We start from the raw sequence: 15,084 nt of genomic DNA on the forward strand, positions 1-15,084 counted from the left end.
TGCTCACGCCTCGCCCAGTCCGGTGACGCCGGCACGTACCGCTCGGGTCACCACGCCATCCGGCCACCGCAAGGTGACCCCGGGTTCCCTCGTCAGGGTCCCGCACGCCGCCGACGTCGCGGGTCCGGCGTCCGGGAGCCGACGATCCGGGGAATCGGTGGTGATCATGGCGAAGCCGGGGAAGCAGGTGATCCACTCGCCCACACCGACTCCGGCAGGACGGGGAATGTCCACGACGGAAATCTCGGCGCCCGTACCGCTCGCCTCGGCGAGCATGCCCGTCGTGCCGACGAACCCCGCCATGCTGACGTCCTTCGCGGCCGTGGGCTGCGCGCGGGCGACGAACGAACTCATCGTCGTCAGTTCCGTCGACGTGCGACGGGACGTCGAATCCCACTGTTGCCCATGGTATCCCGCCCTCCACGACCCCTCGAGGTCCGCGGTCAGGGTCAAGGTGTCGCCGACGGATCCGCCCCCGGCTCGCACGGGGGTGTCGGTGCGGCCCAGCGCGGTTACGGACAGCGACGAGGGCACACCCGTCTGTGTGTGTCCGCCGAGGACGGGAACGCCCCAAGCCTCGCTCGCCCTGGCCAGTCCGCGCACGATGCGAGTGAGCTGCGAGGTGGTCGGCGCACCGACCGCGTCGAGCATGCCGACGGCGGTCGCGCCCATCGCGGACAGGTCGTTCAGGTTCACCAGCACCGCGCACCAGCCCGCCCACTCCGGATCGCGCTCGACCATCGACGGGACGATCGCGTCGCACGCGGCGATCAGGTCGCTGCCCGGCACGGGAACTCCATCGTCGCCGCGAAAACCTTTGGCTCCCAATCCCAGGGGCTGCGCGCGCAGTGGCGCCAGGACGTCGGCGAGCATCGCCTTGGTGGCGCCGACGAGCTTCTCGATGCGGTCCATCGGCCACCTCATCGCGATGTGCGGCGTACCGGCGACCACGGTGTCTCCGGTGCGCTGCCACCCCAGCGCGGCGAACATGCGCTCGTACCGAGTTTGCACGGTGGCCTCGAACCGCAGCACACCGTGCGTCTCGGCGTAGGCACACGCAGCACGCACGAGAGCGGGCCCCACGCCGTGCGACCTTCCGTCGGCCGCGACGACGAGCCGGCTTCCGGCCCACCATCCCAGGTCGTCGGATGTGCACGGCGCCAATCGAACACCGCCGAGGACCGTACCGTCGTTCGCGGTGGCGACGAGAATCACCGCCCGCGGGTCGTCGTCGATGTCGTCGCGGTCGGAGCCTGCGAACAGGCCCTGTTCGGAGACGAACGCCTCGTGCCGAAGCAACCGGTAGTCGGCCAGTTCGCTGGTGCCGTCGACCGGATGGACGAGAAACGGTGGTGCGCCGACGTCGGCGCGGTGACCGGTGAGGATGGACAGATCGGTACGCACTGCTGTCAGCCTCCTGCGTTCTGGAGCACGCTGCACGCCCCGCACGCGGCGCACCCTGCTTTCTGATCGGCGCCGAACATGCCGGCCGTCCGAAGTTCCTCCGCCACCCGGCGCGTGACGTCTTCGAGCACGTCCGCACGGGGAGGCTGCGCACCGTCGACGTCCACTGCCAGAGTTCCGGCGTGCGGCCGGAACGGAACGACGAACGGGTACACGCCCATCTCGATGAGCTCGCGGGCGCCCTCGACCAGTTCGTCGGGGTCCTCGCCCAGACCGACCAGCAGATACGTCGACACCTGGTTGCGACCGAAGACACGCACCGCTTCGGCCCAGGCGGCGCGGTACTCGTCCATCGACACCGAGGCCTTCCCCGGCATCCATCGCCGGCGGACGTCGTCGTCCAGCGATTCGACGTGGATTCCGATGGACGCGGCACCGGCCTCGAACAATTCGGTGATGGTGGCGAGATCTCCCGGAGGCTCGCACTGAACCTGGATGGGCAGATCGGGAACCGCGCTGCGCACGGCCCGCACGCACCGGACGAGATGCGTCGCTCCCCGGTCCTTGGCCGCCGACGTACCGGTGGTCATCACCATGTGCGTGACACCGTCGAGCCGGACGGCCGCCTCGGCGACTTCGGCCAGTTGCGCCGGCCGCTTGACCGCCACCGTGGCTCCGGCTCGCAGCGACTCCTCGATGGAGCAGAAGCGGCACCGCTGCGACTCGTCGTACCGGATACACGTCTGCACCACCGTGGTGGCAAGCACGTTGCGGCCGTGCAACTTTGCGATCTTCTCGTACGGCACGCCGTCGCTGGTCCGCAGGTCGTAGAACCTCGGCCGATCGATGGCCGCGATGTCCAGACCCGTGTCCTCACCGTCGAAGAGCACTCTGTTGCCGTCGAGTACATACGGACTCAACGGGTTTCGCGGGACAGCAGCGCCGATACCGTCGATGGTGAGGTGCCCGTCGTCACTGGGCCCGGCGCCGCCCGTTCGGTTGACCGGCGGTGTCCCTCGAACTCCGAGCAGGGCCAGGTCGACGCGAGTGGTGACAGACACGGTGCGCGCCCTAGACCATGTAGGTGGAGTTGATGATCGCGCCCTTGCGTGCGTAATGGATCAGCGCGTCCTGGACGTCGAGAGGATGGGCGGGAATGACGCCCTCGATCAGGTCTTCCTCACGGCCGCCGTGCAGCGCGAGCCCGAAGCGGCAGCAGAACACCGTGCCACCCTCGGAGATGAACGTCGCCAGGGAGTCGTTGATGTTCTGTTCGCCGGGAAAGCCCGAATCGCCGGTGGTCGGAAACCCGCGAGTGGCAAGGCAATTGATGGCGCCGGGGCCGTAGAAGTACATTGCGGACTCGAAACCCTTGCGCAACGCGCGGGTTGCCTGCAGCACCGCGACGAAGGACACCGAGGACTCGTGCGCGATGCCGTGGACCAGAGTGAAGTACGACTCACCGTTCTCGGCCTTGTAGTCCGGAAAGATCTTCGTGCCGCCGTAGATGTTCGATCCCTTGGGAAGCGAGGGATGCGGGATCTCGCCGAGTGATGTCTTGATATTGTCGGCAATGGTCTGGTCGAACTCGGACACGGGTTCCTCCTGCTGTGGGCTGGTTCTTCCGGTCGCCTCGCTTCCGGTGTGCACCAAGTACATGCGGAGCCGATGACCGAATGGTCACCACCGGAACAATGCCGCGTTTCGTAAACCTCACCGCCGTAACGTCCCGGCAACACCCGATAGGCTGGAAGCGATGTTCACCCCCGTCACCGTCGCTCTCTACGCACTCACCCTGATCGCAGCGGTGTGGGCGCTGGTCAAGCTGGTCGCCAACAAGCCGTTCCTGCTGAAGACCACGTCGGATCAGTGGCTGTTCCGGCTCGTCGTCGTCACCGAGATCGTGGTGGTGGCGCAGGCGATCATCGGGTTCGCGGCGATGTTCACCAGCGACCGCGACATCCACCGGCTGACGTTCGGCGCCTACCTCGTCGGTTTGCTCTTCATCCTCCCCGTGGGAACGTGGTGGGCACTGGGCGATCGAAGCCGCGGCGGCACCGGCGTGCTGATCGTCGCCAACCTCACGCTCGCAGCGATGGTGCTGCGGCTGACGAACATCTGGGACGGGTATGCCTGATCTGAAGCAGACCACGAGATCGGGCCCCGGCCGGATCCTCATCGCGGTGTACGCGATCTTCTCGCTCGCCGCCGTGTCGCGGTCCGCCGTGCAGATCGGAACCCAGTTCTCCGTCGCCCCGACGGCATACCTGTTGTCGGCGTTCGCCGCGCTGGTCTACATCGTCGGCACCGTGTGCCTGGTCAAGGCGTCGGTCGTGTCCCGGCGGGTGGCCACCATCTCGTGCGTGGTCGAACTCGTCGGCGTCATCGCCGTGAGTATCGCCAGCTACGTGGTTCCGCAGGAGTTCCCCGACGCCACGGTGTGGTCGCACTTCGGATCCGGTTACGTGTTCATCCCCGTCGTACTGCCGATCGCCGCGCTGTGGTGGCTGCGGAAGACGAAGCCGGCGGAGACGTCGGCATAGGGGCACCGCCGATTGCAGGTGCTCGGCGTTCGGGCACCCCGGTTGGCTGCAGGCACCGCCGATCGCCGGTGTCCGACCTGAACCGAGGTGCCTGAAGCTGGGGCACCGCCGATCGCAGGGGCAGCTACCCCAACTTCGCGAGGTTCGTCACCGAGCGTTCGACGTCGCCCTCGAGCACCTTCGCGACAACGGACCCGATGGGCCCCGACAGCAGGCCGCCGTGGAAATCCGCGGCCAACGAGAACCGCGATCCACTCTCGTGCTCGCCGACCTTCATGTCGAGGCTGATCCTGATGCCGCCCTTGCCTTTTCCGAGCAACGAGATCTCGTGAGGCTTGTCGTACTGGGTGATGGTCCAGGAGATCACGTTGCGAAAACCCTTGACCTTGATCAGCGAATCCACCTGAGTGCCTTCGCCCAGTGTGGTGGGGATCTCACTACGCCAGCCGCCGAAAATCGTCATCCAGTCACCGAACGACGCCAGATCCGCAGCGCGGGCCCATGCCTCGTCGGGTGTCATAGTCGACTCGACCGTCACGTTCACGCCTGCCACTGAAATCCTCTCGAAGGTGATTACTGTCAACGATACCCAGAACGCCGAGACGGCAATCTAGGCTGACCTTCATGGCGACGCGCGAGCACGCTGGTCGAACAATCACGGTGACCAATCTGGACAAGGTGCTGTACCCCGAGACGGGGACCACCAAGGGCGAGGTCATCGACTACTACACGGTCATCGCACCCGCCATGCTCCCCCACATCGCCGGCCGCCCCGTCACCCGCAAGAGATGGCCCAACGGAACCGCGCAGGGATCGTTCTTCGAGAAGAACCTGGCCGCATCGGCGCCCGACTGGCTCGATCGTCGCAGAATTCAGCACTCGGACCGTGTGGTGGTCTATCCGGTGTTCCACTCGGTGGCAGAACTCGCGTGGCTGGGTCAACAGGCTGCGCTCGAAGCCCATGTGCCGCAATGGCGTTTCGACGGTGACGTTCCCGGAAAGGCCACGCGGGTGGTGTTCGACCTCGATCCCGGTGACGACGTCGTGCTCGATCAGTGCGCCGAGGTGGCCGTCGCCGTCCGGGACATGATCGCCGGAATCGGCATGACCGCCTACCCGCTCACCAGCGGCAGCAAGGGAATCCATCTCTACGTGCCGCTGGACAAGGAGCTCACCACCTCCGGTGCCTCCACGATCGCCAAACGCGTTGCCACACTGCTGGAATCGTCCATGCCGGATCTCGTGACGTCCTCGATGTCGAAGGCGGAACGGCCGGGGAAGATCTTCCTCGACTGGAGTCAGAACAACGGCAACAAGACCACGATCGCACCGTACTCGATGCGCGGGCGCTCACATCCCACCGTCGCAGCGCCCCGGACGTGGGAGGAGATCGAGGGCGGCGGCCTGGCGCAGCTGACGTTCACCGAGGTGCTCGACCGATTCGCCGAGAGTGGCGACCTACTGGCGGGCCTCGACGTCGACGCGCCCACGACCGTCGGCGACAAACTCGGCCCGTATCGCGGAAAACGCAGCAGTACAAAGACTCCGGAGCCCGTACCGACCACACCCTCGACGCCGAACGACGAACCGATCTTCGTCATCCAGGAACATCACGCGCGGCGGCTGCACTACGACTTCCGCCTCGAGCGAGACGGTGTCCTGGTCTCGTGGGCGATCCCGAAGAACCTGCCCACCGAGGTCGGGTCCAATCGGCTGGCCGTACACACCGAGGACCACCCGCTCGAGTACGCGACGTTCGAAGGCACCATTCCGAGCGGGGAGTACGGCGGCGGTTCGGTCACCGTGTGGGACCACGGCACCTACGAGACCGAGAAGTGGCGGGACGACGAAGTGATCGTGCGTCTCGCCGGCAGTCGTGCCCGCGGTCGCTACGCCCTCATCCGCACCAAGGGTGACCAGTGGCTGGCGCATCTCATGAAAGATCAAGCAAGCGCGGCAAATTTACCTACTCCGAAGTCACCGACTCCGAAGTCGCTTCGGCCGATGCTCGCCACCGCGGGCGAGCCGGCCGGACTCTCCGAAGACGAGTGGGTCTTCGAGGGCAAGTGGGACGGCGTGCGTGTGGTCGCGACCGTCGACGGCGGAGAACTGCGACTCGAGAGCCGAACCGGGCAGAACCTCACCGAGCGCTACACGGGTATCGCACCGTTGGCCGCCGAGCTCGGTGACCACGACGTCGTTCTGGACGGGGAAGCCGTCGTCTGGAACTCGCGCGGCGTCACCAGTTTCGGTCTGCTCCAGGACGCGCGGCCGAAGGACGTTCGCTTCATCGCCTTCGACCTTCTGTTCCTCGACGGCACCGACCTCACCGGAAAGAAGTTCACGGACCGCCGGAAATTGTTGGAACTGCTGGCCGAAACAACGCCCTCCGTTGTCGTGTCGACCATTCTTTCCGGTAGCGCCGACGACGCACTGGCGGAAAGCGAACGCCGCGGGTGGGAAGGCATCGTAGCCAAGAAGAAGAATTCGACCTACGAGGTCGGACGCCGGAGCACGTCGTGGATGAAAGTGAAGAATTGGCGGACACAGGAAGTGGTCATCGGCGGGTGGCGGGCCGGCAAGGGCGCGCGCGGCGGCGGGATCGGATCGCTGTTGCTCGGCATCCCCGACGAGCACGGCCTGCGCTACATCGGCCGCGTCGGCACGGGCTTCAGCGAGAAGCAACTCACCGAGATCAGGGCTCTGCTCTCGCCCGTCGTCGTGGACGAGAGCCCCTTCGGCGCTTCCCTTCCCGCGGCCGACCGCAGAGACGCCACATGGGTGGAACCCCGATACGTCGGGGAGGTCCGATTCTTCGAGTGGACGGACGCCGGTTCGCTGCGACACCCCAGTTGGCGTGGTCTGCGACCGGACAAGTCACCGGAATCCGTGACCGTCGAATCCTGAGGCGCTAGTAGTCACAGAATGCGGTGAATCGCCGGCACTCGAGTGAATGTCACAGCGTTCTGCCGGATCGGTTGCCTGGCTTCGGATGTCTGGTTACGGTTTCGTCTCAGGATCGGGGGATTCTGTTGTATCGACATTCGGGCAAGACCCGTTCGAGGTGCACGCGGCGAAAGTCGGCCGTGTACGTCGACGGAGGATGAAGGCGGGAACTCTAAAGTGCGAATTTCGAACACAGCGCGGATGTGGAAGAAGGCGTCCGTCGCGTTGATTGCGGCGTCGATGATGGCCTTGTCCCTCCCAGCGACCGCGCAAGCGTCGGCAGTTCCGATCGCTCCGCTTCCGGATCCCTTCTACTCGTCGCCCCCGGACATCGCGAACTTCGCGCCCGGCGACGTCGTGCGCAGTCGGCCCATGCCGAATCCGCCGAACTTCTTCAACGTCACCACCTGGCAGTTGGCGTTCCGCTCGACGAACTCGCTGGGCAACCCGATCGTCGCCGTGACCACCGTCTTCGCGCCGATCGGGAAGGCTCCCGACGGTCCCCTGCTGTCCTACCAGCAGATCGTGAATGCCCTGGGCCTCAAGTGCGCACCGTCGCAGGCTCTGTACTCCACCGATCCCGACGTCGTCATCCGTGACGCGGCCGCGCTCAACGCCGTGTTCGCGCGTGGCTGGACGGTCGCGATGCCCGACCATCTCGGACCGAACAGCGCGTACGGCGTCGCCAAGCTCGGCGGCACCATCGTCCTCGACGGCATCCGCGCGGCCCAGCGCTTCGATCCGCTGCAGGTCCGCAACAGCCCCGTCGCCATCGCCGGATACTCCGGTGGCGGAATGGCCAGTGCCTGGGCCGCGGCGCTCGCCCCGTCCTACGCGCCGGAGCTGAACATCGTCGGAAGCGCGCAAGGCGGCGTACCCATGAACCTGCTCAAGATGGCCATGATGCTCGGCGCCGACAAACCGCACCCGGTGTTCGGCCTCGCGTTCGCAGCGGCGATCGGCTTCGGTCGCGAGTACCCCCAGCAGATGCCGGTCAGCGAGAACCTGACGCCGTTCGGAACCGATCTGATGAACCAGATGGCGAACTCGTGCACCAACGACATTCTGCGCATCGGCACGAACCACAGCGCCAACGAGCTGACAAACAACAAGTCGATCTTCGACGACGTGGAAGGCCGCAAGGTCGTCCTCGAGAACAGCCTCGAGGAGTACCCCGGCGTTCCGAAGACACCGATCTTCGATTGGCACAGCCCTACCGACGCCCTCATCCCGGTCGACTCGATCGACAACACTCTGCGTCGCTACTGCAACGCAGGCACTCGGGTCGAGACGCTGTTGACCCCGAGCCCGGACCACCTTTCGGCCGCAGTGATCGGTCTCCCGGTTGCACTGTCCTGGCTGCAGGATCGGTTCAACGGGATCCCGGCTCCCAGCAACTGCTGACGCTCACTGCCTGAGTCCTCAGTTTTCAGTCAGGGGCACCCTCACGTCGATCCATCGACGTGAGGGTGCCCCTGAGTCATGTAGAGGGCTCAGTCATGTAGAGGGCTCGGTCATGTAGAGGGTCAGTCATGTGTAGGACCGAGCCCTGGAGCGCACGAGATTGGATCGGCATTCTCCGGCGGCAGCCCGGTCCAATGCCATTACGCCTTTGATTTCCGCGTACCCGCCGGACCGTTGTCTGCCGTTCGCGAAAGAGAAGTCACCGGCCCGCGACGGCCGGCTCGTCGAACTGCGTTCGATACAGCTCCGCGTAGCGCCCGCCCAGGGCGAGCAGTTCCGCGTGTGTCCCCTGCTCGGCGATCGTTCCCGCTTCGATGACGAGGATCGTGTCGGCGGCTCGGACCGTCGAGAGCCGGTGGGCGATGACGATCGACGTTCGACCGTCCAGCGCCTCGGCAAGAGCTTCCTGAACGGCGACCTCGGAGGTCGAGTCCAGGGACGCCGTCGCTTCGTCGAGCACCACGACACGGGGTTGCGAGAGCAGCAGACGGGCGATCGTCACGCGTTGCCGCTCGCCGCCGGAGAATCGGTATCCGCGTTCGCCGACGACGGTGTCGAGTCCGTCGGGCAGCGAGGAGACGAGGTCGGCGAGGCGCGCGCGGCGCAGCGCGTCCCACACCTCGTCCTCCGACGCGTCCGGACGCGCGAGGGTGAGGTTGGATCGCAACGTTTCGTGGAAGAGATGACCGTCCTGGGTGACCATCCCGACGCCGCCGCGAATGGACTCGGCGGTCAGGTCACGAACGTCGTTGTCCGCCAATCGGACCGCACCCGAGTCGACGTCGTACAGACGCGAGACGAGCTGTGCGATGGTCGACTTGCCCGCGCCGGACGATCCCACCAGTGCGACCATGTGGCCGGGTTCGGCTCGGAACGAGATACCGTGCAGGACTTCTTCTCCGCCTCGGGTGTCCAGTACCGCAACGTCTTCGAGCGAGGCAAGAGACACCTTGTCCGCCGACGGGTAGGCGAAGCGGACGTCGTCGAATTCGACGGCCACGGGTCCCTCGGGAAGCGTTCGTGCGTCCGGCTTGTCGACGATCAACGGCTCTACGTCGAGAATCTCGAAGACGCGTTCGAAACTGACGATGGCACTCATCACGTCGACTCGTGCGCTCGCCAGGGCCGTCAGCGGTGCGTACAGGCGGGTGAGCAGAAGCGACAGTGTCACAACCGAACCCGCGTCGAGCTGACCACGCATAGCGTAGAAGCCGCCCAATCCGTAGACGAGCGCGAGTGCCAGCGCGGACACCAGGGTGAGCGCGGTGACGAACACCGTCTGCACCATGGCGGTGCGAACACCGATGTCGCGCACCCGATCTGCGCGCGTCGCGAATTCCTTCGACTCGTGGTCGGGCCGGCCGAAGAGCTTGATCAGGGTGGCGCCCGGCGCGGAGAAGCGCTCGGTCATCTGTGTGGACATGGTGGCGTTGTGACCCGCCGCCTCGCGGGACAGTCGCGCCAAGCGGTTGCCCATGTTGCGCGCCGGGATCACGAAGATCGGGAGCAGAACCAGAGCGAGAACCGTGATCTGCCATGAGATTCCGAGCATGACCACCAGCGTGAGCAGCAAGGTGACCAGGTTGCTGACCACACCGGAGAGGGTGCCGCTGAACGCGCGCTGCGCCCCGATCACGTCGTTGTTCAGCCGGCTCACGAGCGCGCCGGTGCGGGTGCGGGTGAAGAACGCGATGGGCATCTTCTGCACGTGATCGAAGACCTTGGTGCGCAGGGAGAAGATCAAGTCCTCACCGATGCGGGACGAGAGCCACCGGTTCATCAATCCGCTCGCCGCGTCCAGAAGCGCCACCAACGCGATGATCAGGGCCAGGATCAACACCGTCCGGTACTCGCTGCCCCGCACGATGGCGTCGACCACGCGCCCGGCGAGCACCGGCGTCGCGACCGCGAGGGCAGCGGAGAACACGCTGAGAATCAGAAACCCGACGAGCAGGCGGCGCAGCGGACGCGCGAACACCATGATGCGGCGCAACGTGACCCGTGAGAAGGGCCTCGACGTGTCGGGCGCACTGGCCGACCGATACATCTGGCTGTAGGCAACCGATTCCATACTCATGTTCGATCTCTTTCGGCTGCGGGTGGGCGACGAGGTATCCCCATGGCCGTGGCCAGGGCGAGGTCCGTCAACCGGGTAGGTGTGAGCGTGGTCAGAGCGATCTGCAGTGTCGAGGACGCGCCGACGGGGTACCGCGCCTTGGGTCGACGCGCGGTCAACGCGGTCGAGATGACCGCACTGACCTTGTGCGCCGACACGGCCTGCTTCTGCATCACAGGCATCACGCGGCGAATACCCGTGATGTGTCTCGCGTAGAGCGATTTCTGGTTCTCGTCCAGACCCGAGACGGTGGCGTCGACCTGTTCGTTCACCCCACCCCAGATGTCGGTGGCGGTGGCGCCCGGTTCGACGAGACTCACGCCGATCTTCCACGGCCGCAACTCCATTCGGAGCGCGTCTACCAAGCCTTCCAACGCGAACTTGGATGCGCAGTACGCGCCCATCCAGGGCGTCGAGACCCGGCCGCTCACCGACGACACGAACACGATGCGGCCCTGCGCCCGGCGGATCCGCGGCAGGACCGCGCGCGTCACCGCCATCGCCCCGAACACGTTGACGTCGAACTGCTTCTGCAACGCGTCGGCGGAGAGCGACTCGACCGGTCCGTCGACGACGATGCCCGCGTTGTTGACCACCGCGTCGAGCCGCTCGGGAAGCACACCGTCGAGAGCAAGGATGTGCTCGTCGTCGGTGACGTCCAGCAGAACCGGCGTCACCGAACCCGAGGTGGCCGCCGCCAGGTCGGCCCCGTCGGAGTCGCTGCGTACTCCGGCGAATACTTGCCACCCCGCGTCGGCCAGCTCGAGAGCGGTCACCTTGCCGATGCCGCGTGCGGCGCCGGTCACCAGAACTGTCTTCATGCCTTCGAGTATCCCCTGCGCCCGGGGATCAAGCGGCATGCTCCGTCGTCGCCCGGGAGCCCTTACCGTCCTCGAGCGCCAACGCGACGATCTCGGCCACATCGGTCCTCGGACGAATGTCGAGCGCGTCCTTGACTTCCTGCGGAACGTCGTCGAGGTCGGGCTCGTTGCGTGCAGGGATGAACACTGTCTTCAGCCCGGCCCGCTGCGCCGCGAGGAGCTTCTGCTTCACGCCGCCGATCGGCAACACCCGTCCGTTCAGCGTGACCTCGCCGGTCATGCCCACGTCCGAGCGCACGGGCCGACCTGTCGCCATAGACACCAGCGCGGTCACCATGGTCACGCCTGCCGACGGCCCGTCCTTCTGCACCGCACCCGCGGGAACGTGCACGTGGATGCTGCGATCCAAAGCCGACGGTTCGATGCCGAACTCGACCGCGTGTGCGCGCACGTAGGACAGTGCGATCTGTGCGGACTCCTTCATGACGTCGCCGAGTTGACCGGTCAGAGCAAGTCCGGTCTTGCCCTCGTTCGACCCAGCCTCGATGAACAGCACGTCGCCGCCGAGTCCGGTCACGGCCAAACCGGTTGCCACACCGGGTACTTCGGTGCGCTCGTGTGCCTCCGGGGTGAACCGGGGTCGACCCAGGTAGCCGACGAGGTCCGGTTCGTCGATCACGATGGCCTCGCTCGACTGCGCCAGTGCGGTGGCCGCCTTGCGCAGTGCCTTCGCCAGCAACCGCTCGAACTGCCGAACGCCCGGTTCCCGGGTGTAGTCGGCTGCGATCTTGTGCAGAGCAGCGTCGGTGACGGTCACTTCGTCGGCCGTCAGCGCCGCACGCTCGGCCTGCCGAGGCAGAAGGTAGTCACGTGCGATGGCCACCTTGTCGTCCTCGGTGTACCCGTCGATCGTGATCAGTTCCATGCGGTCGATCAACGCCGCCGGGATCTGCTCGATCACGTTGGCGGTGGCCAGGAACACCACGTCCGACAGGTCGAGGTCCAGATCGAGGTAGTGGTCGCGGAACGTGTGGTTCTGCGCCGGGTCGAGCACCTCGAGCAACGCCGCGCTCGGATCGCCGCGGTAATCGGATCCGACCTTGTCGATCTCGTCCAGCAGCACAACGGGATTCATCGATCCTGCTTCGCCGATGGCACGCACGATACGACCCGGCAAAGCGCCGACGTAGGTGCGACGGTGTCCGCGGATCTCCGCCTCGTCGCGGACGCCGCCGAGGGCGACGCGCACGAACTTGCGGCCCAGGGCGCGAGCAATCGACTCACCGAGCGACGTCTTGCCCACCCCGGGCGGGCCGGCCAGCACCATCACGGCGCCGGATCCGCGACCGCCGACCACCTGCAGACCGCGGTCGGCACGACGCGCACGCACCGCGAGGTACTCGACGATGCGATCCTTCACGTCGCCCAGTCCGTGGTGATCGGCGTCGAGAACCGCACGCGCAGCGGCGATGTCCGTCGAATCCTCGGTCCGCTCGTTCCACGGCAGATCCAGGACGGTGTCCAACCAGGTTCTGATCCAACCACTTTCGGGGCTCTGATCACTCGACCGCTCGAGGCGGCCGACCTCACGCATCGCGGCCTCGCGCACGTTGTCCGGGAGTACCGCCGACTCCACGCGGGTGCGGTAATCGTCGGCGCCGTCGGGTTCGTCCTCGCCGAGTTCCTTGCGGATCGCAGCGAGTTGCTGCCGCAGAAGGAACTCCTTCTGCGTCTTCTCCATGCCGTCGCGGACGTCGCCGGCGATCTTGTCGTTGACTTCCACCTCGGCGAGGTGGTCCTTGGTCCACGCGATCAGAGCGGTCAAACGCTCTGCCACGTCCGGAGTTTCGAGCAGCTGACGCTTCTGGACATCCGCCAGGTACGACGCGTACCCGGCGGTGTCGGCGAGGGCGGACGGGTCGGTCAGCTTGTTCACCGAGTCGATCACCTGCCAGGCATCGCGCCGCTGCAACATCGCCAGCACGAGTTTCTTGTACTCAGCGGCCAGGGCGCGGGTGTCGTCGGTGATCTCGGTCTGATCGACCGGTTCCGCTTCCACCCACAGAGCTGCGCCGGGTCCGCTCACCCCGGAACCGATGTGCGCGCGGCCCTCGCCCTTGATGACGGCGGCCTGCTCACCGGTGGCGAGGCGGCCCATCTGGACGATGGACGAGACGACGCCGTAGGCCGGGTAGCGGTCGTCGAGACGGGGTGCGACCAGCAGCTTCCCGTCCGTCGTGCTGCGTGCGGCGTCGATGGCGGCGCGAGCGGGTTCGTCGAGCTCCACCGGCACGACCATGCCGGGAAGCACCACGGGGTCGGTCAGGAACAGGACGGGGAGTCGTGTCGAGTCGGTCATGAGGTCCTCCAAAAGTTAAGCGTGACCTGCTCAACTTCGGGGGTGGGGGTTCTGTTCCCTTCCGTGAGCACTGTTCGCCGACAGCGGAGGGAACGGGGCCCTACAGCCGCTCGATAATGGTCGCGTTCGCCAACCCGCCCGCCTCGCACATCGTCTGCAGCGCGTACCGGCCGCCCGTCTGCTCGAGCGCGTTCACCATGGTGGTCATGATGCGCGCCCCGCTGGCTCCGAGCGGGTGCCCGATGGCGATGGCGCCGCCGTTGACGTTCGTCTTGGCGAGGTCGGCCCCGGTGTCGTGAGCCCAGGCCAGGACGACTGGCGAGAACGCTTCGTTGACCTCGAACAGGTCGATGTCGTCGATGGTCAGTCCGGCCCGGTCGAGCACCTTCTTCGTCGCGGGGATGACCCCGGTCAGCATGTACAGCGGATCCGAACCCACCACTGCCACACTGTGAATACGCGCCAACGGGGTAAGACCGAGGCGTGCCGCTACCTCGGTCGTCGTGATCAGAACGGCTGCACTGCCGTCGCTGAGCGGGCTCGCGTTGCCGGCGGTGATGTTCCACTCGATCTGCGGAAAGCGTCGCCCGATGGCCTCGTCGTAGTACGCCGGCTTCAGGCCCGCCAGCGTCTCTACGGTCGAGCCCGGTCGAATGTTCTCGTCGCTCTCGAGTCCTGCGATCGGCGCGAGTTCGTTCGCGAACCGGCCCTCTTTCGTTGCGGCGGCGGCTTTCTCGTGACTGCCGACGGCAAACTCGTCGAGCTGGGTTCGCGTGAATCCCCACTTGGCCGAAATCAACTCTGCACTGTGGCCCTGGCCGACGAGCCCGTCCGGGTACCGGGCAACCAAGCCGTCTCCGCGGGGATCGAATCCCGGCCGGATGTTCGATCCCATCGGTACCCGACCCATCGACTCGATACCAGCGGCCACCACCACGTCGTACGCACCGGACATCACGCCTTGCGCGGCGAAGTGAACGGCCTGCTGACTGCTTCCACACTGACGGTCGACGGTGGTCCCGGGAACCGACTCCGGATAGCCGGCGGCCAGCAGGGCCGTGCGCGCGATGTTGAACGCCTGCTCGTCGGCTTGCGTGACAGCACCGGTGATGACGTCGTCGATCAGCGCGGGATCGATACCCGCGCGGTCGACGAGAGCACGAAGACTGTGTGCGAGCAGGTCGGCCGGGTGTACGCCGTGGAGTGCTCCGCTCGCTTTTCCCTTCCCGACGGGTGTGCGGACTGCGCCGACGATGACGGCGTCGCGACCGAATGACTGGGCCATGGAACTCACCTTCCGAGTCTGATGAAGCTGACTATGGTTCTACCTAGTCAACAATTGCAGAGCAGGCTCGGATATTCCATAGTCGGCCAGAATTCTCGGTGGCCGAGAGCGGTTTGTCCTTTACAGTCGGTCCAGGTAATCCTCGC

General features: G+C 66.1%; 12 protein-coding genes. 4 read left to right on the forward strand and 8 right to left on the reverse strand.

Going from position 1 to position 15,084, the window contains the following annotated elements:
- Window positions 1–3: 3 nt before the first annotated feature.
- Genes AC59JP_RS21405 through AC59JP_RS21415 form a run of 3 tightly spaced genes read right to left on the reverse strand, consistent with a single transcriptional unit; the run spans window position 4 to window position 3,000 of the window.
- Complete coding sequence (locus AC59JP_RS21405; RefSeq protein WP_497327847.1) at window positions 4–1,404, reverse strand: MSMEG_0567/sll0787 family protein; 1,401 nt, start codon at window positions 1,402–1,404, stop codon at window positions 4–6.
- Between the two features lie 5 nt (window positions 1,405–1,409).
- The gene (locus tag AC59JP_RS21410; protein WP_497327848.1) at window positions 1,410–2,465 is read right to left on the reverse strand and encodes an MSMEG_0568 family radical SAM protein; all 1,056 of its coding nucleotides are present in this window, start codon (window positions 2,463–2,465) and stop codon (window positions 1,410–1,412) included.
- A 10-nt stretch (window positions 2,466–2,475) separates the two neighbouring features.
- Window positions 2,476–3,000 carry an MSMEG_0572/Sll0783 family nitrogen starvation response protein gene (locus AC59JP_RS21415; RefSeq protein WP_497327849.1) on the reverse strand — a complete coding sequence of 175 codons (525 nt, stop codon included), beginning with the start codon at window positions 2,998–3,000 and terminating at the stop codon, window positions 2,476–2,478.
- A gap of 160 nt (window positions 3,001–3,160) precedes the next feature.
- Between AC59JP_RS21415 and AC59JP_RS21420 the strand changes: the two genes are divergently transcribed.
- The gene (locus tag AC59JP_RS21420) at window positions 3,161–3,541 is read left to right on the forward strand and encodes a hypothetical protein (RefSeq protein WP_497327850.1); all 381 of its coding nucleotides are present in this window, start codon (window positions 3,161–3,163) and stop codon (window positions 3,539–3,541) included.
- Window positions 3,534–3,947, forward strand: coding sequence for a hypothetical protein (locus tag AC59JP_RS21425; protein ID WP_497327851.1), 414 nt, complete (start codon window positions 3,534–3,536; stop codon window positions 3,945–3,947). Before AC59JP_RS21420 ends, AC59JP_RS21425 begins: the two co-directional genes overlap by 8 nt.
- A gap of 124 nt (window positions 3,948–4,071) precedes the next feature.
- Here AC59JP_RS21425 and AC59JP_RS21430 read toward each other — a convergent pair whose 3' ends face one another.
- On the reverse strand, window positions 4,072–4,500 hold the full coding sequence (locus AC59JP_RS21430; protein ID WP_497327852.1) for a type II toxin-antitoxin system Rv0910 family toxin: 429 nt from the start codon (window positions 4,498–4,500) through the stop codon (window positions 4,072–4,074).
- A gap of 71 nt (window positions 4,501–4,571) precedes the next feature.
- Between AC59JP_RS21430 and AC59JP_RS21435 the strand changes: the two genes are divergently transcribed.
- Entirely contained in the window at window positions 4,572–6,854 is a 2,283-nt protein-coding gene (locus tag AC59JP_RS21435) for an ATP-dependent DNA ligase (protein WP_497327853.1), read from the forward strand.
- Between the two features lie 240 nt (window positions 6,855–7,094).
- A complete protein-coding gene (locus AC59JP_RS21440) occupies window positions 7,095–8,297 on the forward strand; it encodes a lipase family protein (RefSeq protein WP_497327931.1) in 1,203 nt (400 codons plus the stop codon).
- A 259-nt stretch (window positions 8,298–8,556) separates the two neighbouring features.
- Here the strand turns inward: AC59JP_RS21440 and AC59JP_RS21445 are convergent, their stop codons facing one another.
- From AC59JP_RS21445 to AC59JP_RS21460, 4 genes are all read right to left on the reverse strand, one after another.
- A complete protein-coding gene (locus AC59JP_RS21445) occupies window positions 8,557–10,434 on the reverse strand; it encodes an ABC transporter ATP-binding protein (protein WP_497327854.1) in 1,878 nt (625 codons plus the stop codon).
- Window positions 10,431–11,294 (reverse strand): SDR family oxidoreductase, encoded by an 864-nt coding sequence (locus tag AC59JP_RS21450; RefSeq protein WP_497327855.1) that lies wholly within the window; start codon window positions 11,292–11,294, stop codon window positions 10,431–10,433. The genes AC59JP_RS21445 and AC59JP_RS21450 overlap by 4 nt, the downstream gene beginning before the upstream one ends.
- A gap of 28 nt (window positions 11,295–11,322) precedes the next feature.
- A complete protein-coding gene (lon, locus tag AC59JP_RS21455; protein WP_497327856.1) occupies window positions 11,323–13,653 on the reverse strand; it encodes an endopeptidase La in 2,331 nt (776 codons plus the stop codon).
- Between the two features lie 100 nt (window positions 13,654–13,753).
- Entirely contained in the window at window positions 13,754–14,938 is a 1,185-nt protein-coding gene (locus AC59JP_RS21460) for an acetyl-CoA C-acyltransferase (RefSeq protein WP_497327857.1), read from the reverse strand.
- Window positions 14,939–15,084: the final 146 nt, after the last annotated feature.

It is taken from the genome of Rhodococcus sp. 320_ES (assembly GCF_059691855.1).

Excerpts from the sequence above, each read along its gene's own strand:
- lon (WP_497327856.1), bottom strand. The coding sequence starts at position 13,653 with ATGACCGACTCGACACGACTCCCCGTCCTGTTCCTGACCGACCCCGTG.
- AC59JP_RS21450 (WP_497327855.1), bottom strand. The coding sequence starts at position 11,294 with ATGAAGACAGTTCTGGTGACCGGCGCCGCACGCGGCATCGGCAAGGTG.
- AC59JP_RS21420 (WP_497327850.1), top strand. The coding sequence starts at position 3,161 with ATGTTCACCCCCGTCACCGTCGCTCTCTACGCACTCACCCTGATCGCA.
- AC59JP_RS21425 (WP_497327851.1), top strand. The coding sequence starts at position 3,534 with ATGCCTGATCTGAAGCAGACCACGAGATCGGGCCCCGGCCGGATCCTC.
- AC59JP_RS21435 (WP_497327853.1), top strand. The coding sequence starts at position 4,572 with ATGGCGACGCGCGAGCACGCTGGTCGAACAATCACGGTGACCAATCTG.
- AC59JP_RS21440 (WP_497327931.1), top strand. The coding sequence starts at position 7,095 with ATGTGGAAGAAGGCGTCCGTCGCGTTGATTGCGGCGTCGATGATGGCC.
- AC59JP_RS21460 (WP_497327857.1), bottom strand. The coding sequence starts at position 14,938 with ATGGCCCAGTCATTCGGTCGCGACGCCGTCATCGTCGGCGCAGTCCGC.
- AC59JP_RS21445 (WP_497327854.1), bottom strand. The coding sequence starts at position 10,434 with ATGAGTATGGAATCGGTTGCCTACAGCCAGATGTATCGGTCGGCCAGT.